This is a genomic window from Cupriavidus oxalaticus (assembly GCF_016894385.1).
Lineage (GTDB): Bacteria > Pseudomonadota > Gammaproteobacteria > Burkholderiales > Burkholderiaceae > Cupriavidus > Cupriavidus oxalaticus.
Genome location: NZ_CP069811.1, coordinates 2,098,763 through 2,125,490, shown reverse-complemented (window position 1 = coordinate 2,125,490; position 26,728 = coordinate 2,098,763). Strand labels below are relative to the sequence as shown.

Genomic DNA, 26,728 nt, shown 5'->3' with positions numbered 1-26,728 from the left:
TCTCCGGTAGGGTGGGATGGCGCGTGGTCAGGCCATCGCGACGGCGCGCTCTGCGGCGGCCTTCAGTTCGCGCTCGCGCAGCACGAAGCGCTGGATCTTGCCCGTGGCGGTCTTGGGCAGCGTGTCGACGAACTCGATCGCACGCGGGTATTTGTACGCGGCCAGCCGCTCCTTGACGAAAGCCTTCAGCTCGGCGTCGCCCAGTTGCGCGCCGGCCTTCAGCACCACGAAGGCCTTGGTCTTGACCAGCCCATCCTGGTCCGGCACGCCGACCACCGCGGCCTCCAGCACGGCGGGGTGCTGCACCAGCGTGGCCTCGACCTCGAACGGCGAGACGTAGATGCCGCTGACCTTGAGCATGTCGTCGCTGCGCCCGGCATAGCTGTAGCTGCCGTCCGCGTTGCGCAGGTACTTGTCGCCGCTCTTGGTCCAGCCGCCGCGGAAGGTCTCACGCGATTTGTCGCGGTCGGCCCAGTACATCATCGCGGCGCTGGGGCCCTGGATATAGAGGTCGCCGATCTCGCCGTCGGCAACGGGCTGGCCGGATTCGTCGCGCAGCTCGATGGCATAGCCCGGTACCGGCCAGCCCGTGGTGCCGTAGCGCACCTGGCCGGGGCGGTTGGACAGAAAGATATGCAGCATCTCGGTGGAGCCGATGCCGTCGATGATCTCGCAGCCGAAATGCGCGGTGAAACGCTGGCCGATCTCGGCGGGCAGCGCTTCGCCGGCCGACGAGCACAGCCGCAGCGCCACCTCCGCGCGCGCGGGCAGTGCGGGATTGGCGAGCATGCCGGCGTATCCCGTGGGCGCGCCGAAGAACACCGTGGGTTGGTGTTCCAGCCAGCGGCGGAAGGTGGCCTCGGGCGTGGGCCGCTCGGCCATCAGCACCACCGTTGCGCCGACGCTCAACGGAAAGCTCAGGCCATTGCCGAGCCCGTAGGCGAAATACAGCTTGGCCGCGGAGAAACAGATGTCGTCCTCGCGCAGGCCTAGCACCGGAGCGGCGTAGAGCGCGGCGGTCCAGTACGGGTTGCCGTGGCTGTGCACCACGCCCTTGGGGCGTCCGGTCGAGCCTGACGAATACAGCCAGAAGCCCGGATCGTCGCAACTGGTCGCGGCCGGCACCGGCAGCGGGGTTTGCGCGGCGAGCACGGTGTCGAGCGATTCCATGCCCTCAGGCAACTGCCCTTGCGCGCGCGACACGAACACCTTGCCCACCTCATGCCCGGGCCGCGCCAGCGCGTCCTGCAGCACCGGCAGCAATGCCGCCGACACCAGCACCGCCTGCGCGCGGCTGTGCTGCAGCATGTAGACGTAGTCATCCGCGGTCAGCAGCGTGTTGACCGCCACCGGCACGATGCCGGCGTACATCGCGCCCAGGAAGCTCACCGGCCAGTCGGTGCAGTCGTGCATCAGCAGCAGCACGCGTTCCTCGCGGCGCACGCCGGCGCCGAGCAGCGCGGCGGCCACGCGCCGCGCCTGCTGCGCCAGCTCGCCGTAGGTGAGCCGGCCATCGTCATCGATATAAGCGATCTTGTCCGGGCGCCCGGCATTGCACGCCAGCAGGTGCGCGGCAAAGTTGAAGGACGCGCCCGGCGGCTGCACCGGGACGTCTGCGGTGGTGGCGGTCATGCTTGTCTCCCCGTTACTGATGTACGGTGTGCTGCGCGCCGCCATGCGAGGGCGGCGCGGCAAGGACGAGTGGAGCGCGCTCAGGCGAGCGTGCCGAGTACCCCGGCGCTGGCCTGGATCGCGCTGCGGCGGTGATAGAAATGCAGCGCGCGCAGGCCGCCCAGTTCCTCGCCGCCGCCGGCGCGGCCGGGACCGCCATGCAGCGATTGCGGCATCACGTTGCCGTGGCCGGTGTGCAGCTGCGCGACATCGGGAGAGATCACATGCACGCGGCCGTGGCTGTCGGCCAGCTCGACCGCGGCCGCGCCGAGCGCAGCGGGATCGCTGCCGTAGAGCGAGGCGACCAGTGAACCCTGGCCGCGGCGCACCAGCGCGAGCGCATGTGGGGTATCGCGATAGGGCAGAAGCGTGGCGACCGGGCCAAAGACTTCGGTGTCATGCACTGCCGCCGCCGCATCGGCATCGGTGACGCCGAGCAGCGTCGGCCCGATGCAGCAGGCCACGGCCGGATCGGCGTCGACCAGTGGTTGCTGCGTGCCGTCATGCAGCACCTGCGCGTGCCGGCGCAATGCCGCCAGCCCTGCGGCGACCGCATCGAACTGTGCGCGGCTGACCAGCGCGCCCATGCGCACCGCATCGTTGCGCGGATTGCCGACGGTGACTTTTGCCAGGCGCGCGCCGATCGCTTCGGCGGCCTGCCCGTAGAGCGCTTCGGGCACGAACACGCGGCGGATCGCGGTGCACTTCTGCCCGGACTTGACCGTCATCTCGCGCACCACTTCCTTCACCAGCAGGTCGAACGCGGCGGTATCCGGCCCCGCCTGCGGCAGCAGCACCGCGCTGTTGATGCTGTCCGCCTCGATATTCACGCGCACCGAGCGCTGCGCGATGGCCGGATGCGAGCGGATCACCGCCGCGGTATCTGCCGAGCCGGTGAACGACACCACATCGAACGGCTGCAACTGGTCGAGCAAACCTGCCGAGCTGCCGCAGATCACCGACAGCGCGCCCGCCGGCAGCACGCCGGCCTCGACCACGTCGCGCACCATGCGCTGGGTCAGCCAGGCCGTGGCGGTGGCGGGTTTGACGATCACCGGCACGCCGGCCAGCAGCGCGGGCGCGGCCTTTTCCCACAGGCCCCAGCTCGGGAAGTTGAAGGCATTGATAAATAGCGCCACGCCGCGCGTCGGCACCAGCACGTGCTGCGACTGGAACAGCGGATCCTTGCCCAGCCGCGCGGCCTCGCCGTCGGGCAGGTAATGGCGATCGCCGAGCGTATCGCACAGCTTCGCATACGTGCCGAGCGTAAAGATGCCGCCATCGATATCGACCGCGGAATCGTTCTTCACGGTGCCGCTGTTCGCGGTGGCGATCTCGTAATAGGCATCGCGGTTGGCCTGCAGCACCTTGACGAGGTCGGCCAGCAGCGCGGCGCGCTGGCGATAGGTCAGCGCGCGCAGCGCGGCGCCACCCTGCTCGCGCGCGAAGGCAAAGCCGGCGGCGAGGTCCAGGCCGGCCGCATCGACCCGCACCAGTTCATCGCCCAGCACGGGATCGAACAGCGGCGTGCCGGCACCGCTGCCGGCCTGCCATTTGCCGCCGAGATAGTTGGAAAGCAGTTCGGTCATGGCAGTCCTTAGCGGGTGGAGTCGCGGGTGAAGTCGCGGGTGAAGTCGATACTGCCTTCCGGCAGCAGGTAGAGCACCAGCGCGCGGCCGTTGCTGACGGTGGGGCGGTGTGCGCTGCCCGCCGGGCAGACCAGCCAGCCGGCGGGGCGGCCGTCGAACTGCGCGTTGCCGTCCAGCGGCATGATCAGGTCGATCTCGCCGTTGGGATGCGCATGGTGCGGACCGGCAATGTCCTGCATGTCGACCACGTCGACCGAGAACCCGTGCAGGTCGTCGGCGGGCTTGAAGATGCGGCCGTAGCGGATGCCGCCGCCTTCGCGGTCGCACAGCCAGCCTTCGGCCACGCCGGCCTCGCAGCTCGCCTTCAGTTGTTGGTAGGTAGCGCTGCCGGCGCCGTGCTCGGCATTGAGCCAGGCGTCCAGCGCGGCATCGAGCGGCCGGCCGGCAAGCTGCGCGGTAAGTTGCGCAATCTGCTCGCGGAACTGCTTTGGGGACAGGGTGGAAGACATCCAGGAGGCTCCGTCTGATTCAGCCATTGCTATCGCAGGCTTCATGCATTATTGTGCATGTATGAAAAGTAGAACCTCCGAGGAATCATGTCAAGCACTATATTGCATGAATCTGGGTTAACCCGGGATGCGCACCTGCAAGATGATTCAGGCGTGGACGCTGCCAACGGCGCGGAGAAGAACCCCTTCCTGGTCGCGCTGGGCGAGCGCGTGCGCGACCTGCGCGCGCGCCGCGGCCTGACGCGCAAGGCCGCGGCGCAGGCCGCCGGGGTGTCGGAACGGCACCTGGCCAACCTGGAATACGGCAGCGGCAACGCGTCGATCCTGGTGCTGCAGCACATTGCCGACGCGCTGCAGTGTTCGCTGGCCGGGCTGCTGGGCGACGTGACCACGTCTTCGCCGGAGTGGATCCTGCTGCGCGAGTTGCTGGAGCACCGCGACGAAGCCACGCTGCGGCGCGTGCGCATTGCCGTGGGCGAGATGCTCGGCACTGGCGGCGAGAATGCCGTGCAGGCGGCGCGCAGCCCGCGCGTGGCGCTGATCGGCCTGCGCGGCGCCGGCAAGACCACGCTGGGCGGCATGCTGGCCGAGGACCTGGATTTCCCGTTCGTCGAGCTGAGCCGCGAAATCGAGAAGTTCGCCGGCTGCAGCATTGCCGAGATCCAGGGGCTGTACGGCATGAACGCCTACCGCCGCTACGAGCGCCGGGCGGTGGAAGAGGCCATCCAGATCTATCCCGAAGCCGTCATCGCCACGCCTGGCGGCCTGGTGTCCGACCCCGCTACCTTCAACCTGCTGCTGGCCCACTGCACCACGGTCTGGCTGCAGGCCGATGCGCAAGACCATATGGAGCGGGTGCGGGCGCAGGGCGACTTCCGCCCGATGGCCGCGAGCAAGGAGGCGATGGAAGACCTGCGCCATATCCTGGCCGGCCGCGCCGCGTTCTATTCCAAGGCGGAGTTCTCGCTGGATACCAGCGCGCAGCCGCTGGAGCCAACCTTCGCGGCGCTGCGCGAACTGGTGCGCACGGCGTTGCAGATGCCGGGCTGAGCCAGATCTACCCCGGGCGGCGGCACTTTGGTGCCGCCGCTTTTTGCTTGCCGGGCGGCGCGAAAGCCGCTGCATGAACTGGAAAGGCGTCGCATTCGCCATCCCCTCGAAAATCTGCACAATAGTGCTTGCATGAAATCCGTTTGATGAACTATAGTTCGTATCAACAGATTCCAGCTAATGCACTATGGTGCAGTTTCACCGAGGAGACACCGCCGTGACCACCGCCCCCCGCGTCGAATACCAGACCACCCCCGCCCAGTACAAGCACCTGAAGCTGAAGTTCGAAGGCCCTGTCGCCACGCTGGCGGTGGATATCGACGAGAACGCCGGCCTGCGTCCCGGCTACAAGCTCAAGCTGAACAGCTACGACCTCGGCGTCGATATCGAGCTGAACGATGCGCTCAACCGCATCCGCTTCGAACACCCCGAAGTGCGCACCGTGGTCGTCACCAGCGGCAAGGACAAGGTGTTCTGCTCGGGCGCCAATATCTTCATGCTCGGCGTCAGCAGCCATGCGTGGAAGGTCAACTTCTGCAAGTTCACCAACGAGACCCGCAACGGCATCGAGGACTCGTCGCAATACAGCGGCCTGAAGTTCCTGGCCGCGGTCAACGGCGCCTGCGCCGGCGGCGGCTATGAGCTGGCGCTGGCCTGCGACGAGATCCTGCTGGTGGACGACCGCTCCTCCGCGGTGAGCCTGCCGGAAGTGCCGCTGCTGGGCGTGCTGCCGGGCACCGGCGGCCTGACCCGCGTGACCGACAAGCGCCATGTGCGCCACGACCTGGCCGATATCTTCTGCACCACCACCGAAGGCGTGCGCGGCCAGCGCGCCAAGGACTGGCGCCTGGTCGACGATATCGCCAAGCCGGCGGTGTTCGCGCAGAAGGTGCAGGAGCGCGCGCTGGCGCTGGCCGCGCAGAGCGACCGCCCGGCCGATGCGCAGGGCGTCGCGCTCACGCCGATCGAGCGGACCATCGAAGCCGATGCACTGCGCTACACGCATGTGACGGTCGAGATCGACCGCGCCGGCCGCACCGCCACCTTCACGGTGAAGGCGCCCACCGGTGCGCAGCCGCAGGATATTGAAGCGATTGTCGCCGCCGGCGCCAGCTGGTACCCGCTGCAACTGGCGCGCGAACTGGAAGACGCCATCCTGTCGATGCGCACCAACGAGCTGGACATCGGCACCTGGCTGATCAAGACCGGCGGCGACGCCGCCGCGGTGCTGGCCACCGACGCCACGCTGCTGGCGCACAAGGACCACTGGTTCGTGCGCGAGACCATCGGCCTGCTGCGCCGCACGCTGAGCCGCCTGGACGTGTCGTCGCGCAGCCTGTTCGCGCTGATCGAGCCGGACTCCTGCTTTGCCGGCACCTTCCTGGAACTGGCGCTGGCCTGCGACCGCAGCTACCACCTGGCGCTGCCCGACGACGAGGCGCGCGCGCCAAAGATCACCGTGGCGGAGGTCAACTTCGGCCTGTACCCGATGGCGACCGGCCAGAGCCGCCTGGGACGGCGCTTCTACGACGAACAGCCCGCGCTGGACGCGGTGCGCGCGAAGGCCGGCCAGCCGCTCGATGCCGATGCTGCCTACGCGCTCGGGCTGGTCACCGCCAACCCGGACGACATCGACTGGACCGACGAAGTGCGCATCGCGCTGGAAGAGCGCGTGGCGATGTCGCCCGATGCGCTCACCGGCATGGAAGCCAACCTGCGCTTCAACGGCCAGGAAAACATGTTCACCCGCATCTTCGGCCGCCTGACCGCGTGGCAGAACTGGATCTTCCAGCGCCCCAACGCCGTCGGCGACAAGGGCGCGCTCAAGGTCTACGGCAAGGGCGACAAGGCCGCCTTCGACTGGAACCGCGTCTGATCCCGCACCCACCGCGAACCCAACGACAACCGAATCGTCCTCCCCAGGAGACCACCATGTCCGGCATCAACTACAGCGACAAGATCCCCAACAACGTCAACCTGAGCGAAGACCGCACCTTGCAGCGCGCGCTCGAGCAGTGGCAGCCCAACTACCTGAGCTGGTGGAACGACATGGGCCCGGAAGGCTCGCACACCCATGACATCTACCTGCGCACCGCGATCAGCGTCGATCCGCAGGGCTGGGCCCACTTCGGCCACGTCAAGATGCCGGACTACCGCTGGGGCATCTTCCTGAACCCGGCCGAGGCCAACCGCAAGATCCACTTCGGCGACCACAAGGGCGAAGACGCGTGGCAGGACATCCCCGGCGAATATCGCGCCAACCTGCGCCGCATCATCGTGACGCAGGGCGATACCGAGCCGGCCTCGGTTGAGCAGCAGCGCCACCTGGGCCTGACCGCGCCCAGCATGTACGACCTGCGCAACCTGTTCCAGGTGAACGTGGAAGAGGGTCGCCACCTGTGGGCCATGGTGTACCTGCTGCACAAGTACTTCGGCCGCGACGGCCGCGAAGAAGGCGAAGCGCTGCTGGAGCGCCGCAGCGGCCAGCAGGACAACCCACGCATCCTGCAGGCATTCAACGAACAGACGCCCGACTGGCTATCGTTCTTCATGTTCACCTACTTCACCGACCGCGACGGCAAGTTCCAGCTGTGCGCGCTGGCCGAGAGCGCCTTCGACCCGCTGGCACGCACCACCAAGTTCATGCTGACCGAGGAAGCGCACCACATGTTCGTCGGCGAGAGCGGCGTGTCGCGCGTGATCCAGCGCACCTGCCAGGTAATGAATGAGCTGAAGACCGACGATCCCGCCAAGCTGCGCGCCGCAGGGGTGATCGACCTGCCGACCATCCAGCGCTACCTGAACTTCCACTACAGCGTCACCATCGACCTGTTCGGCGCCGATGAGTCGAGCAACGCCGCCACCTTCTACAGCACCGGCCTGAAGGGCCGCTACGAAGAAGGCAAGCGCATGGACGACCACGTGCTCAAGGGCCAGACCTACCGCATCCTGCAGGCGCAGAACGGACAGCTGACCGAGAAGGAAGTGCCGATGCTCAACGCGCTCAACGAAGTGCTGCGCGACGACTACATCAAGGACAGCATGGCCGGCGTCGAGCGCTGGAACAAGGTGATCGAGAAGGCCGGCATCCCGTTCCGCCTGAAGGTGCCGCACAAGGCCTTCCACCGCAATATCGGCGCGCTGGCCGGCGTCAAGGTGTCGCCGGACGGCCGCGTGATCTCCGACGCCGAATGGCGCGATTTCCGCGACCAGTGGCTGCCCACCGAAGGCGATCGCGCCTTTGTCGCCAGCCTGATGGGCCGCGTGGTCGAGCCGGGCAAGTTCGCCAACTGGATCGCGCCGCCGGTCATGGGCATCAACCGCCAGCCGGTGGATTTCGAGTACGTGCGCTTCAACTAAGCCACGCACTGTTTCAACTGCTCCCTGTTTGCTCCCCTCTCCCGCTCGCGGGAGAGGGGCCGGGGGAGAGGGCAGGTGCTCCAACGAAGCGCCGATGCTTAAACGACCCTTACCCCGGGGCCCCTCATCCTGTGGAGACCGCCATGGACATGGCCGAAATTCAAGTCATCAAGCAGCACCTGATCGATCCCGAGATCTGCATCCGCTGCAACACCTGCGAAGCCACCTGCCCGGTGGGCGCGATCACCCATGACTCGCGCAACTACGTGGTCGACGCCGACAAGTGCAACCTGTGCATGGCCTGCATTTCCCCGTGTCCGACCGGCTCGATCGACAACTGGCGCGCCATGCCGAAACTGCGCGCCTACAGCATCGAAGAGCAGCTGACCTGGGACACGCTGCCTGAAGAACTGTCGCCCGAGCAGCTGGCCGACCTGGCGCCCGGCGCCGACCTGCAGACCGTCGCGCCGGAGCTCCCCGCCGCATCGCCGCTGTCCGGCACCGCCGAGGAAGGCTTCAACAGCGCCCGCTACGGCGCCACCGTGCCACCGTGGTCCGCCGCGCATGCCTACACCAACCTCTATGGCGCCAAGTCCGCGCACAAGACCATCACCGCCACGGTGACCGGCAACGTGCGCGTGACCGAAGTCGGCCGCGAATACGACACGCACCACATCGTGCTGGATTTCGGCGCGACGCCGTTCCCGGTGCTCGAAGGGCAGTCGATCGGCATCGTGCCCCCGGGCACCGACGCCAGCCGCCGCCCGCACCACGCGCGCCAGTACTCCATCGCCAGCGCGCGCAACGGCGAGCGGCCGGGCTACAACAACCTGTCGCTGACCATCAAGCGCGTGCTGCAGGACCACGACGGCAATCCCGTGCGCGGTGTCGGCTCGAACTACATGTGCGACCTGAAGGTGGGCGACAAGGTGGAAGTGATCGGCCCGTTCGGCGCCAGCTTCCTGATGCCCAACCATCCGCGCTCGAACATTGTGATGATCTGCACGGGCACCGGCAGCGCGCCGATGCGGGCGATGACCGAATGGCGCCGGCGGCTGCGCAAGGCCGGCAAGTTCGATGGCGGCAAGCTGATGTTGTTCTTCGGCGCACGCAGCAAGGAAGAGCTGCCGTACTTCGGGCCGCTGCAGAACCTGCCCAAGGATTTCATCGACATCAACCTGGCGTTCTCGCGCACGCCGGGGCAGCCCAAGCGGTACGTGCAGGACCTGATGCGCGAACGCGCGGCCGATCTCGCAGCGCTGCTGGCTTTACCGGATACGTACTTCTATGTCTGCGGGCTGAAGAGCATGGAGGAGGGGGTGGTGCTGGCCTTGCGTGATGTGGCGCAGCAGGCGGGGCTGCATTGGGAGTCGCTGGCGGAAGGGCTGAAGCGAGAAGGGCGGTTGCATCTGGAGACGTACTAGCCATTCATCAGCCAATGGTGTGCTCCCTCTCCCGCTTGCGGGAGAGGGTTGGGGTGAGGGCCGGCATGTGCAGATGCGATGGCCGGCCAATTTGACATTGCCATCGTAGATTTCGCCCTGCGTCGCCATTGCGCGCGCCTGCCCTCACCCCCGGCCCCTCTCCCGCGCCGCGGGAGAGGGGAGCAAACCAGCGGGCTGCGGGGAGGTCAGGTGTGTGAAGCGCATGCGCAATGCAGGCCTGGCGTCCAGCAACCCGCCCTCCGCCACCTCCACCACCCCATGCAGGTACTTCTCGCTCGCTTCCAGCAACGCCCCATACATCCCGCTGCACATCCCCCGTGCCGTCCGCCCCGGCCAGTCCTGCGGCAGCAGCGCCTCCGGCAGGTTCGGATCGCGCAGCAGCACGCGCCGGTATTCATGCACCAGCAGCGTCCGGACAAAGAAGGCATCCACCGGCGCCAAGTCTGCCGCTTCATCCACCAGCGGTGAAAGCCGCCGCAACAACGCCAGCCACGCGTCAGCCACATCCCCCAGCTTGAAGGTCTGGTGCATCAGCACCTGCAGTGGCCGGATCGAGAACGCCTCCAGGCCGCTTGCCTCCATCACCGCCACATAATCCTGCGCACGTGCCGACTGGATGATCTCGCGCAGAGAGCCCAGGTCCGCACTGGGATGCGCCATCACCCCCGGTGCGATCGCGCCGAAGCCCTCCCACAGTAATTCCCGCTTCAGCTTCTGCCGCACGGTGGCGCGCACGTCACCGCGCACCATCACCAGCGTCCAGCGGCCATCCCATTCCTGCGCTTCGCCCGCATAGATGCGCTTGCCGGCGTGCAGTACCCGTTGCAGGCCGGCTTCCGACAGGCCGTAGTAGCTGCGCCGTCCGATCCTGGTGGCGGCGAGCCAGTCGTCCGCAGCCAGCCGGAACGTGGCCGTGCGCACCAGCCGGTCGTTGATGCCGAACGGTGCCGCGAGGCGGATCAGGCTCCCCAGCCACACCGATTGCGGCCGTGGCGCCACCACGTCGCCGTACAGCGTCACCAGCAGGGAATTGGCGCCCAGCTTGAGGCCGCGTGCCAGCCGGGCAATGCGCGGGGAGGGCTGTTCCGGGTCTGGGGAGATCGCCATGGTGGTCCTGGAAAGTGATACACATTCGTCGATTGCTTGAATCAAATTGTATCACTACCATGCATTGCAACTAACGCAGTTGACGTAAATCAAGACCCCGAGCGGGACCCAACAAAAGCGGAGCATGCATGTACGCACAGCTGGTGGAGACAGGAGCAACAAGGCTCCGCGCGATGGAAGAGATGGACCCGCAGGAGCGCGCGTTCCAGTCCCGTGTGGATGACGGCATCAAGATCGAGGCCAAGGACTGGATGCCCGAGGCCTACCGCAAGACCCTGGTCCGCCAGATCTCGCAGCATGCGCACTCGGAAATCGTCGGCCAGCTGCCGGAAGGCAACTGGGTGACCCGTGCCCCCACGCTGGAGCGCAAGGCGGTGCTGCTGGCCAAGATCCAGGATGAAGCCGGGCATGGCCTGTACCTGTACAGCGCCGCCGAGACGCTGGGCGTGTCGCGCGACCAGATGCTGGGCGACCTGCATTCGGGCAAGGCCAAGTATTCCAGCATCTTCAACTACCCCACGCTGTCCTGGGCCGACATCGGCATGATCGGCTGGCTGGTCGACGGCTCCGCCATCATCAACCAAGTGCCGCTGTGCCGCTGCTCGTACGGCCCGTATGCGCGCGCCATGGTGCGCGTGTGCAAGGAAGAGTCGTTCCACCAGCGCCAGGGCTACGACATCCTGCTGAAGCTGTGCAACGGCACGCCCGAGCAGAAGCAGATGGCGCAGGATGCGCTCAATCGCTGGTGGTGGCCCGCGCTGATGATGTTCGGCCCGTCCGATGGCGATTCGCCCAACAGCGCGCAGTCGATGCAATGGCGCATCAAGCTGTTCTCCAACGACGAGCTGCGCCAGAAGATGGTCGACCAGACCGTGCCGCAGGCCGAGTACCTGGGACTGACCATTCCCGACCCGAAGCTGAAGTGGAACGAGGAACGTGGCCACTATGACTTCGGCGAGATCGACTGGTCCGAGTTCTACAACGTGATCCAGGGCAACGGCCCGTGCAACCGCGACCGCCTGCGCACCCGCGTCAAGGCCTGGGACGATGGCGCATGGTTCCGCAACGCGCTGGTGGCCCACGCGGACAAGCAGGCCGACAAGCAGGCGCAGCAAGCCGCCGCCTGACCCATGCGGCGCAGCGCGCCGCTCCCCACATCGCATCGCTTTACACAGGAGGTTGCCATGAAAGAGTGGCCGCTTTGGGAGATCTTTATCCGCAGCCAGCACGGCCTGGCCCACAAGCACGTGGGCAGCCTGCACGCGCCGGACGGCGAAATGGCGATCAACAACGCCCGCGACGTCTACACGCGCCGCAACGAAGGCGTCAGCGTCTGGGTGGTCAAGGCCAGCGACGTGATGGCCAGCAGCCCCGGCGACAAGGGCCCGCTGTTCGAGCCCGCCAACAGCAAGGTCTACCGCCACCCGACGTTCTTCCCGATGCCGGAAGCGGTCAAGCACATCTGATACGGCCAGCATCATGACCAACCACAAGCTCGAATATCTGCTGCGCCTCGGCGATTCCACGCTGGTGCTCGGCCAGCGCCTGTCGGAATGGTGCGGCCGCGGCCCGGCGCTGGAAGAGGACATCGCGTTGACCAACGTCGCGCTCGACCTGGTCGGCCAGACCCGCCTGTGGCTGGGCTACGCCGCCGAAGTGGAGGGCGCCGGCCGCAGCGCCGACCAGCTGGCCTTCCTGCGCGACGCGCACCAGTTCCGCAACCTGCTGCTGGTGGAACAGCCCAACGGCAGCTATGCCGATACGCTGGCGCGCCAGTTCCTGTTCGATACGTGGCACTACTTCCAGCTTGAAGCGCTGCAGCGCTCGACCGATGCGCGCATCGCCGAAATCGCCGCCAAGTCGCTCAAGGAAGTGACCTACCACGTGCGCCGCAGCGCCGACCTCGTGGTGCGCCTGGGCGATGGCAACGAGGAAAGCCACCGCCGCATGCAGGATGCGTTCGACGACCTGTGGATGTTCACCGGCGAGCTGTTCGAAGCCGATGCGGCCGAGGCCGCGCTGGCGAACGAAGGCGTGATCCCCGATCCCGCCACGCTGGCCGAGCCCTGGCAGCGCCATGTCGGCGAGGTACTGGAAGAAGCCACGCTGCGCGTGCCCGCCAGCCAGTGGGCGCAAAGCGGCGGCCGCCACGGCCGCCATACCGAACACCTCGGCTACCTGCTGGCCGAGATGCAGTTCCTGCAGCGCGCCTATCCCGGCGCGCAGTGGTGAGCATCATGACCGCGCAAGCGCTGACCCGTCCCGCCGTGGAGCAGGTCTGGACCTGGCTCGACACGGTGCCGGACCCTGAAATCCCTGTGATTTCCGTGGTGGACCTTGGCATCGTGCGGGACGTGGCGTGGGAAGGCGATGCCTGCGTCGTCACCATCACGCCGACGTATTCAGGCTGCCCGGCCATGACCGTGATCCGCGCAGGCATCGAAAGCGCGCTCGCCGCGCAGGGCGTGGACAAGGTGCGCGTGCAGACGCAACTGGCGCCGGCGTGGACCACCGACTGGATGACGCCGCGTGGCAAGGCCAGCCTCACCGGTTATGGCATCGCGCCGCCGGCGCAGCAGGTGATCGATATCAGCAGCATCAGCCGGAAAGCAGCGCCGGCCCTGGTGGTGGCCTGCCCGCACTGCGGCTCGCACCATACGCGGCTGGTCAGCCAGTTTGGCTCGACCGCGTGCAAGGCGCTGTACCGCTGCGGCGACTGCAAAGAGCCGTTCGACTACTTCAAGGCTCACTGAGAAGGAAAGGTGGGGAGATGAGCAAATTCCATACACTGACGGTGGCCTCGGTCACGCGCGAAACGCGCGACGCTGTCGCCGTGACCTTTGCCGTGCCGGACGAGCTGGCCGATGCCTACCGCTACGTGCAGGGCCAGCACCTGACGCTGCGCACCGGCATCGATGGCGAAGACGTGCGCCGCTCGTACTCGATCTGCTCGGCGGTGCAGGATGCACAGCTGCGGGTGGCGATCAAGCGCGTCGACGGCGGGCTGTTCTCCAACTGGGCCAACGAGCAGCTGCAGCCGGGCATGAAGCTGGAAGTGATGCCACCGTCCGGCCATTTCCACGTGCCGCTGTCCGCCACGCACGCGAAGCACTACGTCGCCTTTGCCGCTGGCAGCGGCATCACGCCGATGCTGTCGATCATCAAGACCACGCTGCAGGCGGAGCCGGACAGCCGCTTCACGCTGTTCTACGGCAACCGCGCGTCGTCGTCGGTGCTGTTCAAGGAAGCGCTGGAAGACCTGAAGGACACCTACCTGCAGCGCTTCAACCTGGTATTCGTGCTCAGCCGCGAGCAGCTCGACATCGACCTGTTCAACGGCCGCATCGACGGCGACAAGGTCAACGCGCTGCTCAAGCACTGGGTCAGGCCGCAGGATATCGACGTCGCCTTTATCTGCGGCCCGCATTCGATGATGGAAGAGGTCTCGCAGGCGCTGCTCGACAACGGCGTCGACAAGGCCCGCATCAAGCGCGAACTGTTCGCCACCAGCATCCCGTCAGCAAGGCCCGCCGCGCATGCGCACAAGCAGATCGGCCAGCAGCAGTGCGAGGTGACGGTGATCCAGGATGGCCGTACCCGTTCCTTCACGCTGGAAAAGAACAAGGAAACCGTGCTCGACGCCGCGCTGGCGCAGGGGATCGAGCTGCCGTACTCCTGCAAGGGCGGCGTCTGCTCGACCTGCCGCTGCAAGCGCATCGAAGGCGAGGTCGACATGGACGCCAACTTCGCGCTGGAAGACTACGAAGTCGCGCGCGGCTTCATCCTGAGCTGCCAGAGCTACGCCGTCAGCGACAAGCTGGTGATCGATTTCGACCAGGAAACCTGAAGCGTTCTCCTGCCATTCCAATACCCAGATTCACTTTCGCCCCCGGAGCAAGCCGTGTCCCATCCGTTTTTCGAACGCCATCAGGCGCTGTTGGAACAAGCCACCCAAGCCATCGCCACGCGCGGCTACTGGAGCCCGTTCGCTGAGATGCCGAGCCCCAAGGTCTATGGCGAGACCGCCAATGCCGACGGCAAGGCTGCTTTTGACGCCCGCCTGAACCAGCCGTTCGCGCTGTCGCAGCCGGGCACCGTCGGCCAGGCCGGCAAGGAAGTGTCGCCGTACGGCCCGGAACTGGGCATCACATACCCCAGGCCCGACCTCGACCAGCTCTTTGCCGGCGTTGCCAAGGGCATGCCCGCATGGCGCAAGGCCGGTCCGGAAGCGTGGGTCGGCGTATCGCTGGAAATCCTGCAGCGCCTGAACCGCCGCAGCTTCGAGATCGCCTATGCCGTCATGCACACCACCGGCCAGGCCTTCATGATGGCCTTCCAGGCCGGCGGCCCGCACGCGCAGGACCGCGGCCTGGAAGCCGTGGCCTACGCCTGGGACGAACTGCGCCGCATCCCGAAGCAAGCCACGTGGGAGAAGCCGCAAGGCAAGAACGAGCCGCTGCGCATGGAAAAGCGCTACACCGTGGTGCCGCGCGGCGTGGGCCTGGTGATCGGCTGCTGCACGTTCCCGACCTGGAACGGCTATCCCGGCCTGTTCGCCAGCCTGGCGACCGGCAATGCGGTGGTGGTCAAGCCGCACCCGGGTGCGATCCTGCCGCTGGCGATCACCGTCGAGGTGGCGCGTGAAGTGCTGGAAGAAGCCGGCTTCGATCCGAACATCGTCACGCTGGTGGCCAACGACCCGAGCGAGCGCATGGCATCGAAGCTGGCGCTGCGCCCGGAAGTGCGCCTGATCGACTTTACCGGCAGCACCGCCAACGGCGACTGGCTGGAGCGCAACGCGCACCAGGCGCAGGTGTACACCGAGAAGGCCGGCGTCAACCAGATCGTCATTGACTCCACCGCCGACTTCAAGGGCATGGTGCGCAATATCGCCTTCTCGCTGTCGCTGTACTCGGGCCAGATGTGCACGGCGCCGCAGAACATCTACGTGCCGAAGGACGGCATCGATACGCCGGAAGGGCGCGTCAGCTTCGACCAGGTTGCCGCGGCGATCGGCGAAGCCGTCAACAAGCTGACGGGCGATCCGGCCAAGGCGGTGGAACTGATCGGTGCGATCCAGAACGACGGCGTGGTGGAACGGATCGAAGCGTCGCGCGCGCTGGGCGAGATCGTTGCCGACAGCCGCGTGCTGGCGCATCCCGAGTTTCCGGGCGCACGCATCCGCACGCCGCTGGTGCTGAAGGTCGATGCCAGCGACGAGGCGAAGATCATGCAGGAACTGTTTGGCCCGATCTCCTTCGTCGTGGCGACCGACAGCACCGCGCACAGCATCGAGCTGGCGCACCGCGGCGCGAAGACGCACGGCGCGCTGACGCTGTCCGCATACACCACCGACGCGGGCGTGACCGACAGCATCCGCGATGCCGCGGAAGACGCCGGCGTGGCGCTGTCGCTCAACCTGACCGGCGGCGTGTTCGTCAACCAGTCGGCCGCGTTCAGCGATTTCCACGCCACCGGTGCCAACCCCGCGGCCAATGCGTCGCTGTCGGATGCGGCCTTCGTCGCCAACCGCTTCCGCGTGGTCCAGAGCTGCTCGCATATCTGAGCGCAAGGCCTGCAGTACCCCGGCGCCGGCCCCCCTCGCACGCGGCGCCATCATAACGAGATGGAGTAGACAATGGTGCAACGCAACCCCAACCCCAACGAGCTGGAGCCGATCGAGCGCGCCAGCCGCGACGAACTGCAGGCGCTGCAGCTGCAACGGCTCAAATGGAGCGTGCGCCATGCCTATGACAACGTGCCGCATTACCGCAAGGCGTTCCAGGCGGCCGGGGTGCACCCGGACGATTTGAAGTCGCTGTCCGACCTGTCGAAGTTCCCGTTCCTGACCAAGCAGGACCTGCGCGACAACTATCCGTTCGGCATGTTCGCGGTGCCGCGCGAGCAGGTGGCGCGCGTGCATGCGTCGAGCGGCACCACCGGCAAGCCGACCGTGGTCGGCTATACCGCGAAGGACATCGACACGTGGGCAAGCGTGGTGGCGCGCTCGATCCGCGCCGCGGGGGGCCGCGCCGGCGACCTGGTCCATGTCAGCTATGGCTATGGCCTGTTCACCGGCGGCCTGGGCGCGCACTACGGCGCGGAGAAGGCTGGCTGCACGGTGATCCCGATGTCGGGCGGACAGACCGAGAAACAGGTACAGCTGATCCGCGAGTTCCAGCCCAACATCATCATGGTGACGCCGTCGTACATGCTCAACCTGATCGAGGAGATGGAGCGGCAGGGCATGGATCCGTCGGAAAGCTCGCTGAAGGTCGGCATCTTCGGCGCCGAGCCCTGGACCGACGCGATGCGCGCGGAGATCGAGGCGCGTGCCGGCATCGACGCGGTGGACATCTACGGCCTGTCCGAGGTGATGGGGCCGGGCGTGGCTTGCGAATGCATCGAGAGCAAGGACGGTCCGGTGATCTGGGAAGACCATTTCTATGCCGAGATCATCGACCCGGTGACCGGCGAGGTGTTGCCCGATGGCTCCGAAGGCGAGCTGGTGTTCACCTCGCTGACCAAGGAAGCGCTGCCGGTGATCCGCTACCGCACGCGCGACCTGACGCGCCTGTTGCCGCCGACGTCGCGGTCGATGCGCCGCATCGGCAAGATCACCGGGCGCTCGGACGACATGCTGATCATCCGGGGTGTCAACGTGTTCCCGTCGCAGATCGAGGAACTGATCCTGAAGGCACCGGCGCTGGCGCCGCAGTACCAGCTGGTGGTGACGCGCGACGGGCACCTCGACAAGCTGGAGGTGCGGGTCGAGGCGCGGCCGGAGCGCTTCGCGTCGCTGTCGGCGGATGACCGGGCCGCGCTGGAGCGGGATTTGAAGGACCAGATCAAGACCTATGTCGGGGTGACCACGCGCGTGCAGGTGGTGGCGGCCGAGGGGATCGAGCGCACCACGGTCGGCAAGGCACGGCGCGTGCTGGATATGCGGCCGAAGGTGACACACGAGCAGCCCGTCGGCGCGATCTGAGGCGCTGCTTTTCACCCACACCGCTGGCATAGGCTCCCCTCTCCCGCTTGCGGGAGAGGGGAGCAAACCGCAGGCATATCGACACCTCATCCACGAACCCGACCGATGGCAGCCACCCAGAGCCGCCACACCACCCCCTGCGCCAAAGGAGACACCATGGACGCGCGACAACTCGAATCCATCCAGAACCACCCCGACTTCATCCGCCTGATCCACGGCCGCACGCGCCTGGGCTGGTCGCTGACGCTGGTCATGCTGGCGATCTACTTCGGCTTCATCCTGCTGCTGGCCTTTTCGCCCGCCACGCTCGGCACGCCGTTCGCCGGGGGCGTCATGACGGTTGGCATCCCTGTAGGCGTCGCGGTGATCTTTGCCGCCGTGTTCCTGACCGCTATCTACGTGCACCGCGCCAACCGCGACCTGGACCCGCTCAACGATCGTGTGCGCAAGGAGTGCGAAGCATGAAGCCGCTACACCGTTTCCTCGCCGCGGCGCTGATGGGGCTTGCCAGTACGGCCGCCTCCGCTGCTCCCGCAATCCAGGGCGATGCCGCGCAGCGGCCGCTGAACTGGAGCGCGATCGTGATGTTCCTGCTGTTCGTGGTGTTCACGCTCGGCATCACGCGCTGGGCCGCGCGGCGCACGCGCTCGGCGTCGGATTTCTATGCGGCCGGCGGTGGCCTGACCGGATTCCAGAACGGGCTGGCGATCGCCGGCGACATGGTCTCGGCCGCGTCCTTCCTGGGCATTTCCGCGATGATGTTCGACAAGGGCTATGACGGGCTCATCTACGCGCTCGGCGTGGTGGCCGGCTGGCCGATCATCCTGTTCATCGTCGCCGAACGCCTGCGCAACCTCGGCCGCTACACCTTCGCCGACGTGGTCTCCTACCGCCTGGCGCAGAAGCCCGTGCGCATCACCGCCGCGTGCGGCACGCTGACCGTGGTCATCATGTACCTCGTCGCGCAGATGGTCGGTGCCGGCAAGCTGATCGAGCTGCTGTTCGGCATCCGCTATGAGTCGGCGGTGGTCATCGTCGGCGCGCTGATGGTGATGTACGTGATGTTCGGCGGCATGCTGGCCACCACCTGGGTGCAGATCATCAAGGCCGCGCTGCTGCTGGGCGGCGTGACCTTCATGGCGGTGATGGTGCTGGCGTATTTCGGCTTCAGCCCCGAAGCCATGTTCGCCGGCGCGGCGAACGTGCATGACAAGGGCGCGGCGATCCTGTCTCCAGGCGGGCTGGTGTCCAATCCGATCGACGCGATCTCGCTCGGCGTGGGGATGATGTTCGGCACCGCCGGCCTGCCGCATATCCTGATGCGCTTCTTCACCGTGGCTGACGCGAAAGAGGCGCGCAAGTCCGTGCTCTATGCCACCGGCTTTATCGGCTACTTCTACCTGCTGATCCTGGTAGTCGGCTTTGGCGCGATCGTGATGGTCGGCGCGGACCCGGCCTACCGCGATGCCGCCGGCAAGATCATCGGCGGCAGCAATATGGTGGCGGTGCACCTGTCGCATGCGATCGGCGGCGACCTCTTCCTCGGCTTCATCTCGGCGGTGGCGTTCGCGACCATTCTTGCGGTGGTGGCCGGGCTGGCGCTGTCGGGCGCGTCGGCGGTCTCGCATGACCTGTACGCCAACGTGTTCCGCCGCGGACAGGCCAGTGAGCAGGACGAGATCCGCGTGTCGAAGATCGCCACGCTGGTGCTCGGCGCGCTGGCGATGGTGCTCGGCATGATGTTCGAGAAGCAGAACATCGCGTTCCTGTCCGGGCTGGTGCTGGCGATCGCGGCCTCGGTCAACTTCCCGGTGCTGTTCCTGTCGATGTTCTGGAAGGGCCTGACCACGCGCGGCGCAGTGGCGGGCAGCCTGGCCGGGCTGGTGTCGGCGGTGGCGCTGCTGGTGCTGGGCCCGACCGTGTGGGTCGGCATCCTCAAGCATGACCAGGCAATCTTCCCGTATGCCAACCCGGCGCTGTTCTCGATGACGCTGGCCTTTGCCGCCGCCTGGCTGGTGTCGGTGCTGGACCGCTCGGCGCAGGCGAGCGCCGAACGCCAGCGCTACAGCGCGCAGTTCGTGCGCGCCATGACCGGCATCGGCGCGGCCGGCGCCAGCCAGCACTGACCGCGACTTGCGCTCAGTCGGTGTCCTGCTGCGCCTTGTGGCGGGACGCCATCTTCTCCTGCTGCCCCGGCGGCACGTTGTCGTAATGGCTGAACTGGATGGTGTAGCTGCCGTGGCCGCCCGTCATGCTGTTCAGCCGTGACTGGTAGTCGTTCAGCTCCGACAGCGGCACCTGCCCGGCCACGATCACGCTGTTGGCGGCGCCGGTCCGGGTGCCATGCACCTGGCCGCGCTTGGCGGACAGGTCGCCGATGACGTCGCCCATCGCGGTGCCCGGCACCGTGACCTCGATCTCGACGATCGGCTCCAGCACGCTGGGGCGCGCCTTCATCACCGCATCGATAAAGGCCTTGCGCCCGGCAGTGGCGAACGCCACTTCCTTGGAATCGACCGGATGGCTCTTGCCGTCGTACACGGTCACGCGCACGTCCTGCATCGCGAAGCCGGCCAGCGGACCGTTTTCCAGCACCTGGCGGATGCCTTTTTCCACTGCGGGGATGAACTGGCCGGGAATCGCGCCGCCCTTGACCGCATCGATGAACTCGAAGCCTTCGCCGCGCGGCAGCGGCTCCACGCGCAGCATCACTTCGCCGAACTGGCCGGCGCCGCCGGTCTGCTTCTTGTGGCGGTGGTGGCCCTCGGCCTTGCCGGCAATGGTTTCGCGATACGCGATCTTCGGCGGACGGGTGGCGACTTCCAGCTTGTACTGCTCGGTCAGCCGCTCCAGCGCGCAGCGCAGGTGGAACTCGCCCAGCCCGAACACCACGGTCTCGTTGGTGCCGGCGGGATGCTCGACGCGCAGGCAGGGGTCTTCGGCGCTGAGCTTGTGCAGCACCTCGGCCAGGCGCTGCTCGTTGCCGCGGCGCGCCGGCTCGATCGCCAGGCCGTAGATCGGCGTGGGAAACTCCAGCGGGGTCAGGTGGATGTCGCCATCCTCGGTGGCGTCGTGCAGCACGGCGTCGAAGCCGAGTTCATCCACCTTGGCCACCGCGCAGATATTGCCCGGGCCGGCGCGCGGCACTTCCTGTGTCTCCTTGCCCTGCAGCAGGAGCAGGTGCGCCACCTTGAACGGCTGGCGGCCCTCGCCGATATAGAGCTGGCTGTCGCGCGTGACCGTGCCCTGGTGGATGCGGAATACCGCCAGCTTGCCGACATAGGGATCGATCACCACCTTGAACACATGTGCCAGCACGTGCTTGTCCGGCACCGGCTCGGCCCGCACCGCCTTGCGTTTCTCGGTACCGTCGTCGGCAGTGCCGGTCGAGCGGTAGAACAGCGGCGGGTTGCCTTCGGTGGGATTGGGCAGCAGCCGCACGAAGACATCGAGCAGTTCCGCGATACCGGCGCCGGTGGCGGCAGAGGTAAAGCAGATCGGCACCAGGTGGCCTTCGCGCAGCGCACGCTCGAACGGCGCGTGCAGTTGCTCCGGCGTGATGGCCTCGCCTTGCTCCAGATACACCTCCATCAGCTCCGGATCGATCTCGATCACCTGGTCGATCAGCGCTTCATGCGCCGACGCCACCGATAAAAAATCCGACTCGCCGGCCGGATTGAAGAAGCAGTCCACCACCTTGCCGCCGTTGCCCGCCGGCAGGTTGATGGGCAGGCACTCCTTGCCGAACGCCTCCTGGATCTCGGCCAGCAGCCCCGGCAGGTCGACCTTCTCGCCGTCGATGCCGTTGATGACGATCATCCGGCACAGTTGACGCGACTGCGCCCAGGCCATGGCGCGGCGCGTGGTCATCTCGATCCCGGTCTGCGCATTGATGACGATGGCCGCGGTCTCGACCGCCGCCAGCGCACTGATCGCGAGGCCCGAGAAATCGGGGTAGCCCGGTGTGTCGAGCAGGTAGATGCGGGTGTCGCGGAAGTCGACGTGGGTGATGGCGGAACTGAGCGAGCGCTTGTACTTGCGCTCCAGCGGATCGCTGTCGCTGACCGTCGAGCCGCGCTCCACGCTGCCGGGGGTGTGCAGCGCACCCCCCTTGTGCAGCAGCGCTTCGACCAGCGAGGTCTTGCCGCATCCCGCATGCCCGAGCAGGGCAACGGTGCGGATGGCATCGGGACTGTCGTGCATGGTGGCTCTCTCGTCCGGCAATGGCTGTCAGGCAATTATTGGCGAAATTCGCCGGAAACGACATATGCCGATTGCAGGAAGGGTGTATTGCCGACATTTCGTGCTGTCGCAAGTGTTGAAGGCGTCGCATTGTGCGGGGGAGGGGGGATGGAATGTTGCAGTGCGTCGTAATGGCGCGGGCAGGCGCAGGCAGCCGGCCGGCTCATAACAATTAAGCATCGAGCCGAAAAGAAAATGCGAATGGACGCCTTGTTGCACGGCTTTTTAGAATTCCCCTCACGCTGAAACCACGCGTAAATCTGCCTCACTCAATAAGCGTTACCCGGAACTGACCGAATACCGATGCCGAAAGCCCTGGCAGGGAGGCGTCTTGCCTGTTCTGCACGGCCAAGGCCAGCGGCAGCTGAAACAAGGCTGGATCCGGCAGGCGCAAAAAAGACATGGAGACAACATGAAACACCCACTGGCGGGGGCCACGTTCGTGGCGCTCGCAGCCTGCTGCACGGCCGCCGCGGCCCAGAGCCACGTCACGCTCTACGGCAGGCTGAATACGTCGCTCGAGTACTCGGATGCCACCACCGCCACCGATGGCACCCAGCTTGGCGGCGCCGGCCGGCTGACCAACAACCGCTCGGTATTCGGCATGCGCGGTGAAGAAGGGCTGTACGGCAGCCTGAAGGCGATCTGGCAGATCGAGAGTTCGATTGCGCTGGATAACGGCAGCGGCCAGCTTGCGGGGCGCAATACGCGCGTCGGGCTGGCGGGCTCGGCGGGCAGCTTCTTCATGGGCAACTGGACCACGCCCTACCTCGAAGCCACCTCGTCCTACGACCCGTTCTATCCGACCACCGCCGGTTACATGGCGATCATGGGCAACGGCTCCACGCCCACCTCGAACAATATCGAGGACACCAGTGCGTTCGACCGGCGCCAGAAGAACAGTGTGCATTTCCGCAGTGCCAGCTGGAACGGCTTTCGCGGCGGCGTCACGTGGGGCATCAATGAAGAGCGCGTGACGGTGCCGCGCAATCCCAGCCTCTGGTCATTCTCGGCGGCCTATGACAACGGCCCGCTGAATGTGGTGCTGGCCTATGAACGGCACAACAACTACCAGGTCGCCGGCCGCGATGACGACGGCATGAAGATCGGCGTCTCTTACCAGTTCCCGACCACCAGGGTGTCGGCGATCTATGAGCGCTTGCACTACCGGACAGCCACCGGCGACCTGAAGCGCGATGCGTACTACGCCTCGGTGGTGCAGAAGCTCTGGACCGGCAGCCTGCGGGCTGGTGTCGGCGTAGCCGGCAACGGCCGCGGCGATGCCACCGAGACCATCGGCTTCTTCCGCAGCGGGCCGGACACCGGCGCGGTGCAGGCGACCGTTGGCTACGAGTATCCGCTGTCCAAACGCACTTCCGTATTTGGCTTCTACAGCCGTATCTTCAACAAGAAGAACGCGACCTACGATTTTGCGATCAACGAGCTGGGCATTTCAGCCGGTGCCGATCCGCAGACCTTTGCGTTGGGCATGCGCCACACCTTCTGAGCGCGCGTAGCGCGCGTCAACCGTAGCTTCCAGGAGTATTGAAATGCGCTTCAAGACCACCCGCCGGGCCGCCCTTGCCATGGTGCTTTGCCTGCCCTCCCTGACCCTGCTCCATGCCACGGCCCATGCCGAGGCCTACCCCTCCAAGCCGATCCGGATGGTGGTGCCGTTTGCCGCGGGCAGCGCCACCGATTTGCTGGCACGCATCGTCAGCGCGGAAATGAGCAACGGCTCGAACATGCAGATCGTGGTGGACAACCGTCCCGGCGCAGGGGGCACGATCGGCACCGCGGCGGTTGCCAAGGCGGTGCCGGATGGCTATACGCTGCTGCTGACATCGGCGGGTCATGCGGTCAATCCGACGCTCTACCCAAAGCTGCCGTACGACACGACGCGCGACCTGATGGGCGTTTCCACGGTGGCAACCATGCCCTACCTGCTGGTGGTCAGCGCCTCCAGCCCGTACCGCACGCTGAAGGACCTGATCGGGGCGGCACGTGCGCAGCCTGACGCGGTGACCTACAGCTCGGCAGGCAGCGGCAGTTCGTCGCACATCAGCGGCGAGCTGTTCAACGTCAAGGCGGGGGTGAAAACGCGGCACATTCCGTACAAGGGCGCGCCGGCGGCAATCACCGACGTGATGAGCGGGCGGGTCGACATGTTCTTTGCGCCCTCCATTACCGTGATGCAGTTCGTCAAGGAGGGCAAGCTGCGCATCCTCGGCGTGGCGACCCCGGAGCGGCTGCCGTCGATGCCTGACGTTCCCACCATTGCCGAAGCCGGCGCGCCGGGCTATGTCTTCGATGCGTGGTTCGGTGTGCTGGCGCCGGCCGGGACGCCAAAGGACATCGTCGCGCGGCTGAACACGTCCATGCAGCAGGCGCTCGGCACCGCGGCCACCAGGGAAAAGCTCAAGGCCCAGGGCGCCGATGCCAAGGCCTCCACGCCGGCTGCCTTTGACAAGCTGATCGCGGCTGACATTGCCAAGCTGGAGCCGATCGTCAGGCAGTCGGGGGCACAGCCGGGGCAGTAATGCCCTCGCGGTGCCCTTTCAGCGCCCGGATCCGCGGGCGCTTTTCTTCTTCCAAAGGAAGCCTCGATATGGTTGAGATCGCACAGGTCCGGGCCTGGGCCGTTGTCTTCTGCTGGCTTGCGCTCGCCGCCGGGGCAGCGTTGGCGGCACCGGCGCAAGGGGCGGCGCAAGGGGCGGCGCACGGGGCGGGAGGCGCAGACCGGATCCTGGTCAACGGCACCGTGCTGACCATGGATGCCGCGGACGGCATCGCGCAGGCGATTGCCCTGCGCGGCGACAGGATTGCCGCGGTGGGGACCGATCGCGAGATCCGGCGGCTGGCCGGGCCGCACGCCGAGGTGATCGACCTGGGCGGCCGCACGGTGATCCCCGGGCTGATCGACACCCATATCCACGCCATCCGCGGCGGCCAGAGCTATGCCTTCGAGACCTATTGGCATGAAGGCGAGACCACCAGCCTGGCCGCCGGGCTGGAGCAGTTGCGCCAGACGGCACTGGCTCGCGGCCCGGGAAAATGGGTGGCCGTGACCGGTTCCTGGCACCCCGACCAGTTCGTCGAGAAGCGCGCGCCGACCTCCGCCGAACTGACCGCGTTGCTGCCGGACAACCCGGCCTACGTGCAATACCTGTACGACTATGCGGTGGTCAATGCCAGGGCGATCGAAGTACTGGGGCTGGAGCGCGCGGATACGCTGCCGGCCGGCGTGCGCGCGGAGCGCGATGCGCAAGGGCGTCTCACCGGCCGCATCGTTGGCGCGATCCGTCCGCTGTCCGCGCTGTTTGGCCGCATCCTGGCGCAGAGCAACGTCGACGCCAAGGCCAGCCTTGCCACGTTCTTCGGCAGGCTCAACAGCCTGGGTGTCACGGCGCTGATCGATCCCACCGCGGGGCCCGGCCCGGCCTACGATCCGCTGTTCGCATTGTGGCGGGAGAACCGTCTTTCACTGCGGGTCGGCTACCGCATCCCCACCATGGTCGCCGGCAATGAGGCGGAATGGTTCCGCAACACGCTGGCCTACCTGCCGCCGTTTCTCGGCGACGGCAAGCTGCGCTTTCTCGGGCCGGGCGAAATGCTGGTGTTCGGCATGGATGACGGCGTGAAGATGGGGCCGGGCTTCCAGCCCGATGCGAAGGATCGCGCCGAACTGCTCAAGGTTGCCTCGTTCGCCGCCAGCCGCGGCTATCCGGTGGAAATCCATGCCTATACCGATGACGCGGCCAGTGCGATTCTCGATGTCTTCGAGGAGGTGGCCAGGACGCATGACCTGGGCAAGCTGCGCTGGGCCATGGCGCATCTCAACACCGGCAAGCCCGAGACCTTCCGGCGCATGAAGGCGCTCGGCCTCGCCTACACCGTGCAGATGGGGCCGTACTTCGAGGCGGGCGCGATCGGCCATGCCAACGACCACCATGTCGCCGAGTCGGCGCCGCCGGTGCGCCTGGCCTTGCGGCAAGGGCTGAAGGTGGCCGGCGGCACGGATGCGACGCGCATCGGCATCCCCGGCGTGTGGCGCGCGCTGGAGTTCCACGTGGGTGGCTACGCCATCGGCAAGGCGGTACGGCGCCGCGAGGATTTCCGCCTGACGCGCCTGGAAGCGCTGCGGCTGTACACGGCCAACGCGGCCTGGATTTCCTTTGACGAGAACGCGCGCGGCACGCTCGAGGCCGGCAAGCTGGCCGACCTCGCCGTGCTCGACAAGCCCTATCTGTCGGTGCCGGTCGAAGAGATCCATCGGATCCGCTCGGTGCTGACGATGGTCGATGGCAAGGTGGTCCATGCCGAAGGCGGATTCGCCGGGCTCAAAGGGCGGTAGATGCCGCATCTGACCGTGGAATACACGCGCAACCTCGGTGAGCACGCGCGCATCGGGGCATTGCTCGACACGCTGTGCGGCATCCTGGCCGCGCAGCACGGCGCGTTTCCCGTGGGCGGCATCCGTGCGCGCGCCGTGCGCCTGGATACGTACCGTGTGGCCGACGGCGGTGCCGACGATGCCTTCGTGCATGTGACGCTGGCGGTCGCGTCCGGCCGCTCGCCTGACGTCCTCGGGCACACGGTCAATGCGCTGTTCGATGCCATCACCGCGCATTTCGATGCGCTCTACCGGCGCCGCTATCTTGCGCTGTCGCTGGAACTGCGGGAGTTCGCCGGTCCGGGCGCGTACCGGAGTCTGAACAATATCCACCAGCGTTTCAGCGGCACCGCTGCCTTCCACTGAATTTCAGC

22 protein-coding genes are annotated in these 26,728 nt (G+C 66.7%); 17 read left to right on the top strand and 5 right to left on the bottom strand.

The features are described from left to right. Window positions 1-27: 27 nt before the first annotated feature. From JTE92_RS09270 to JTE92_RS09260, 3 genes are all read right to left on the bottom strand, one after another. A complete protein-coding gene (locus JTE92_RS09270) occupies window positions 28-1,632 on the bottom strand; it encodes a benzoate-CoA ligase family protein (RefSeq protein WP_063239747.1) in 1,605 nt (534 codons plus the stop codon). A gap of 80 nt (window positions 1,633-1,712) precedes the next feature. Next, window positions 1,713-3,260 carry a 3,4-dehydroadipyl-CoA semialdehyde dehydrogenase gene (locus tag JTE92_RS09265; RefSeq protein ID WP_063239748.1) on the bottom strand — a complete coding sequence of 516 codons (1,548 nt, stop codon included), beginning with the start codon at window positions 3,258-3,260 and terminating at the stop codon, window positions 1,713-1,715. A gap of 8 nt (window positions 3,261-3,268) precedes the next feature. Then, window positions 3,269-3,757: a DUF4863 family protein gene (locus JTE92_RS09260; protein ID WP_063239861.1), complete on the bottom strand. Its 489-nt coding sequence runs from the start codon at window positions 3,755-3,757 to the stop codon at window positions 3,269-3,271. A gap of 99 nt (window positions 3,758-3,856) precedes the next feature. Here JTE92_RS09260 and JTE92_RS09255 point away from each other — a divergent pair, with 99 nt between their 5' ends. The 4 genes from JTE92_RS09255 to boxA all read left to right on the top strand — a co-directional run bounded on the left by JTE92_RS09255 (window position 3,857) and on the right by boxA (window position 9,603). After that, the gene (locus tag JTE92_RS09255) at window positions 3,857-4,819 is read left to right on the top strand and encodes a helix-turn-helix transcriptional regulator (protein WP_063239749.1); all 963 of its coding nucleotides are present in this window, start codon (window positions 3,857-3,859) and stop codon (window positions 4,817-4,819) included. 217 nt (window positions 4,820-5,036) lie between these two features. Then, complete coding sequence (gene boxC, locus JTE92_RS09250; RefSeq protein ID WP_063239750.1) at window positions 5,037-6,695, top strand: 2,3-epoxybenzoyl-CoA dihydrolase; 1,659 nt, start codon at window positions 5,037-5,039, stop codon at window positions 6,693-6,695. A 56-nt stretch (window positions 6,696-6,751) separates the two neighbouring features. Continuing rightward, window positions 6,752-8,179 carry a benzoyl-CoA 2,3-epoxidase subunit BoxB gene (gene boxB, locus JTE92_RS09245; RefSeq protein WP_063239751.1) on the top strand — a complete coding sequence of 476 codons (1,428 nt, stop codon included), beginning with the start codon at window positions 6,752-6,754 and terminating at the stop codon, window positions 8,177-8,179. Between the two features lie 143 nt (window positions 8,180-8,322). Next, a complete protein-coding gene (gene boxA, locus JTE92_RS09240; RefSeq protein ID WP_063239752.1) occupies window positions 8,323-9,603 on the top strand; it encodes a benzoyl-CoA 2,3-epoxidase subunit BoxA in 1,281 nt (426 codons plus the stop codon). A gap of 144 nt (window positions 9,604-9,747) precedes the next feature. Here boxA and paaX read toward each other — a convergent pair whose 3' ends face one another. Beyond that, entirely contained in the window at window positions 9,748-10,731 is a 984-nt protein-coding gene (gene paaX / locus JTE92_RS09235; RefSeq protein WP_063239753.1) for a phenylacetic acid degradation operon negative regulatory protein PaaX, read from the bottom strand. 128 nt (window positions 10,732-10,859) lie between these two features. On the opposite strand from paaX, the gene paaA reads away from it, so the two are divergent. The 9 genes from paaA (at window position 10,860) to JTE92_RS09190 (ending at window position 19,845) form a co-directional block, all read left to right on the top strand. Then, window positions 10,860-11,858: a 1,2-phenylacetyl-CoA epoxidase subunit PaaA gene (gene paaA / locus JTE92_RS09230; RefSeq protein WP_063239754.1), complete on the top strand. Its 999-nt coding sequence runs from the start codon at window positions 10,860-10,862 to the stop codon at window positions 11,856-11,858. A gap of 57 nt (window positions 11,859-11,915) precedes the next feature. Then, the gene (gene paaB / locus JTE92_RS09225) at window positions 11,916-12,197 is read left to right on the top strand and encodes a 1,2-phenylacetyl-CoA epoxidase subunit PaaB (RefSeq protein WP_029044895.1); all 282 of its coding nucleotides are present in this window, start codon (window positions 11,916-11,918) and stop codon (window positions 12,195-12,197) included. A gap of 13 nt (window positions 12,198-12,210) precedes the next feature. After that, window positions 12,211-12,963, top strand: coding sequence for a 1,2-phenylacetyl-CoA epoxidase subunit PaaC (gene paaC / locus JTE92_RS09220; protein ID WP_063239755.1), 753 nt, complete (start codon window positions 12,211-12,213; stop codon window positions 12,961-12,963). Window positions 12,964-12,968: 5 nt separating this feature from the next. After that, window positions 12,969-13,484: a 1,2-phenylacetyl-CoA epoxidase subunit PaaD gene (gene paaD, locus JTE92_RS09215; RefSeq protein WP_063239862.1), complete on the top strand. Its 516-nt coding sequence runs from the start codon at window positions 12,969-12,971 to the stop codon at window positions 13,482-13,484. A gap of 17 nt (window positions 13,485-13,501) precedes the next feature. Then, window positions 13,502-14,578 carry a 1,2-phenylacetyl-CoA epoxidase subunit PaaE gene (paaE, locus tag JTE92_RS09210; protein WP_063239756.1) on the top strand — a complete coding sequence of 359 codons (1,077 nt, stop codon included), beginning with the start codon at window positions 13,502-13,504 and terminating at the stop codon, window positions 14,576-14,578. Between the two features lie 54 nt (window positions 14,579-14,632). After that, on the top strand, window positions 14,633-16,297 hold the full coding sequence (gene paaN / locus JTE92_RS09205; RefSeq protein WP_063239757.1) for a phenylacetic acid degradation protein PaaN: 1,665 nt from the start codon (window positions 14,633-14,635) through the stop codon (window positions 16,295-16,297). Between the two features lie 72 nt (window positions 16,298-16,369). Next, complete coding sequence (gene paaK / locus JTE92_RS09200; RefSeq protein WP_063239758.1) at window positions 16,370-17,719, top strand: phenylacetate--CoA ligase PaaK; 1,350 nt, start codon at window positions 16,370-16,372, stop codon at window positions 17,717-17,719. Between the two features lie 156 nt (window positions 17,720-17,875). Further along, a complete protein-coding gene (locus JTE92_RS09195; RefSeq protein WP_063239759.1) occupies window positions 17,876-18,184 on the top strand; it encodes a DUF485 domain-containing protein in 309 nt (102 codons plus the stop codon). Beyond that, on the top strand, window positions 18,181-19,845 hold the full coding sequence (locus JTE92_RS09190; protein WP_063239760.1) for a cation acetate symporter: 1,665 nt from the start codon (window positions 18,181-18,183) through the stop codon (window positions 19,843-19,845). Before JTE92_RS09195 ends, JTE92_RS09190 begins: the two co-directional genes overlap by 4 nt. 13 nt (window positions 19,846-19,858) lie before the next feature. On the opposite strand, the gene fusA is transcribed toward JTE92_RS09190, so the two are convergent. Continuing rightward, window positions 19,859-21,922 carry an elongation factor G gene (gene fusA, locus JTE92_RS09185; RefSeq protein ID WP_063239761.1) on the bottom strand — a complete coding sequence of 688 codons (2,064 nt, stop codon included), beginning with the start codon at window positions 21,920-21,922 and terminating at the stop codon, window positions 19,859-19,861. Between the two features lie 451 nt (window positions 21,923-22,373). Between fusA and JTE92_RS09180 the strand changes: the two genes are divergently transcribed. From JTE92_RS09180 to JTE92_RS09165, 4 genes are all read left to right on the top strand, one after another. Then, complete coding sequence (locus tag JTE92_RS09180) at window positions 22,374-23,468, top strand: porin (protein WP_063239762.1); 1,095 nt, start codon at window positions 22,374-22,376, stop codon at window positions 23,466-23,468. A 43-nt stretch (window positions 23,469-23,511) separates the two neighbouring features. Then, the gene (locus tag JTE92_RS09175; RefSeq protein ID WP_063239763.1) at window positions 23,512-24,501 is read left to right on the top strand and encodes a Bug family tripartite tricarboxylate transporter substrate binding protein; all 990 of its coding nucleotides are present in this window, start codon (window positions 23,512-23,514) and stop codon (window positions 24,499-24,501) included. Window positions 24,502-24,569: 68 nt separating this feature from the next. Beyond that, window positions 24,570-26,315 carry an amidohydrolase gene (locus tag JTE92_RS09170; RefSeq protein ID WP_063239764.1) on the top strand — a complete coding sequence of 582 codons (1,746 nt, stop codon included), beginning with the start codon at window positions 24,570-24,572 and terminating at the stop codon, window positions 26,313-26,315. Then, window positions 26,316-26,720: a 5-carboxymethyl-2-hydroxymuconate Delta-isomerase gene (locus JTE92_RS09165; RefSeq protein ID WP_063239765.1), complete on the top strand. Its 405-nt coding sequence runs from the start codon at window positions 26,316-26,318 to the stop codon at window positions 26,718-26,720. It begins immediately after the preceding gene. Window positions 26,721-26,728: the final 8 nt, after the last annotated feature.

What these genes read in the sequence shown, in the direction of transcription:
- paaD (WP_063239862.1), top strand. Translation starts at nt 12,969, where the DNA reads ATGACCGCGCAAGCGCTGACCCGTCCCGCCGTGGAGCAGGTCTGGACC.
- JTE92_RS09190 (WP_063239760.1), top strand. Translation starts at nt 18,181, where the DNA reads ATGAAGCCGCTACACCGTTTCCTCGCCGCGGCGCTGATGGGGCTTGCC.
- JTE92_RS09265 (WP_063239748.1), bottom strand. Translation starts at nt 3,260, where the DNA reads ATGACCGAACTGCTTTCCAACTATCTCGGCGGCAAATGGCAGGCCGGC.
- boxB (WP_063239751.1), top strand. Translation starts at nt 6,752, where the DNA reads ATGTCCGGCATCAACTACAGCGACAAGATCCCCAACAACGTCAACCTG.
- JTE92_RS09170 (WP_063239764.1), top strand. Translation starts at nt 24,570, where the DNA reads ATGGTTGAGATCGCACAGGTCCGGGCCTGGGCCGTTGTCTTCTGCTGG.
- paaC (WP_063239755.1), top strand. Translation starts at nt 12,211, where the DNA reads ATGACCAACCACAAGCTCGAATATCTGCTGCGCCTCGGCGATTCCACG.
- JTE92_RS09165 (WP_063239765.1), top strand. Translation starts at nt 26,316, where the DNA reads ATGCCGCATCTGACCGTGGAATACACGCGCAACCTCGGTGAGCACGCG.
- JTE92_RS09255 (WP_063239749.1), top strand. Translation starts at nt 3,857, where the DNA reads ATGTCAAGCACTATATTGCATGAATCTGGGTTAACCCGGGATGCGCAC.
- JTE92_RS09180 (WP_063239762.1), top strand. Translation starts at nt 22,374, where the DNA reads ATGAAACACCCACTGGCGGGGGCCACGTTCGTGGCGCTCGCAGCCTGC.
- JTE92_RS09270 (WP_063239747.1), bottom strand. Translation starts at nt 1,632, where the DNA reads ATGACCGCCACCACCGCAGACGTCCCGGTGCAGCCGCCGGGCGCGTCC.
- JTE92_RS09195 (WP_063239759.1), top strand. Translation starts at nt 17,876, where the DNA reads ATGGACGCGCGACAACTCGAATCCATCCAGAACCACCCCGACTTCATC.
- fusA (WP_063239761.1), bottom strand. Translation starts at nt 21,922, where the DNA reads ATGCACGACAGTCCCGATGCCATCCGCACCGTTGCCCTGCTCGGGCAT.
- paaX (WP_063239753.1), bottom strand. Translation starts at nt 10,731, where the DNA reads ATGGCGATCTCCCCAGACCCGGAACAGCCCTCCCCGCGCATTGCCCGG.
- JTE92_RS09175 (WP_063239763.1), top strand. Translation starts at nt 23,512, where the DNA reads ATGCGCTTCAAGACCACCCGCCGGGCCGCCCTTGCCATGGTGCTTTGC.
- boxA (WP_063239752.1), top strand. Translation starts at nt 8,323, where the DNA reads ATGGACATGGCCGAAATTCAAGTCATCAAGCAGCACCTGATCGATCCC.
- paaB (WP_029044895.1), top strand. Translation starts at nt 11,916, where the DNA reads ATGAAAGAGTGGCCGCTTTGGGAGATCTTTATCCGCAGCCAGCACGGC.
- paaA (WP_063239754.1), top strand. Translation starts at nt 10,860, where the DNA reads ATGTACGCACAGCTGGTGGAGACAGGAGCAACAAGGCTCCGCGCGATG.
- paaE (WP_063239756.1), top strand. Translation starts at nt 13,502, where the DNA reads ATGAGCAAATTCCATACACTGACGGTGGCCTCGGTCACGCGCGAAACG.
- paaK (WP_063239758.1), top strand. Translation starts at nt 16,370, where the DNA reads ATGGTGCAACGCAACCCCAACCCCAACGAGCTGGAGCCGATCGAGCGC.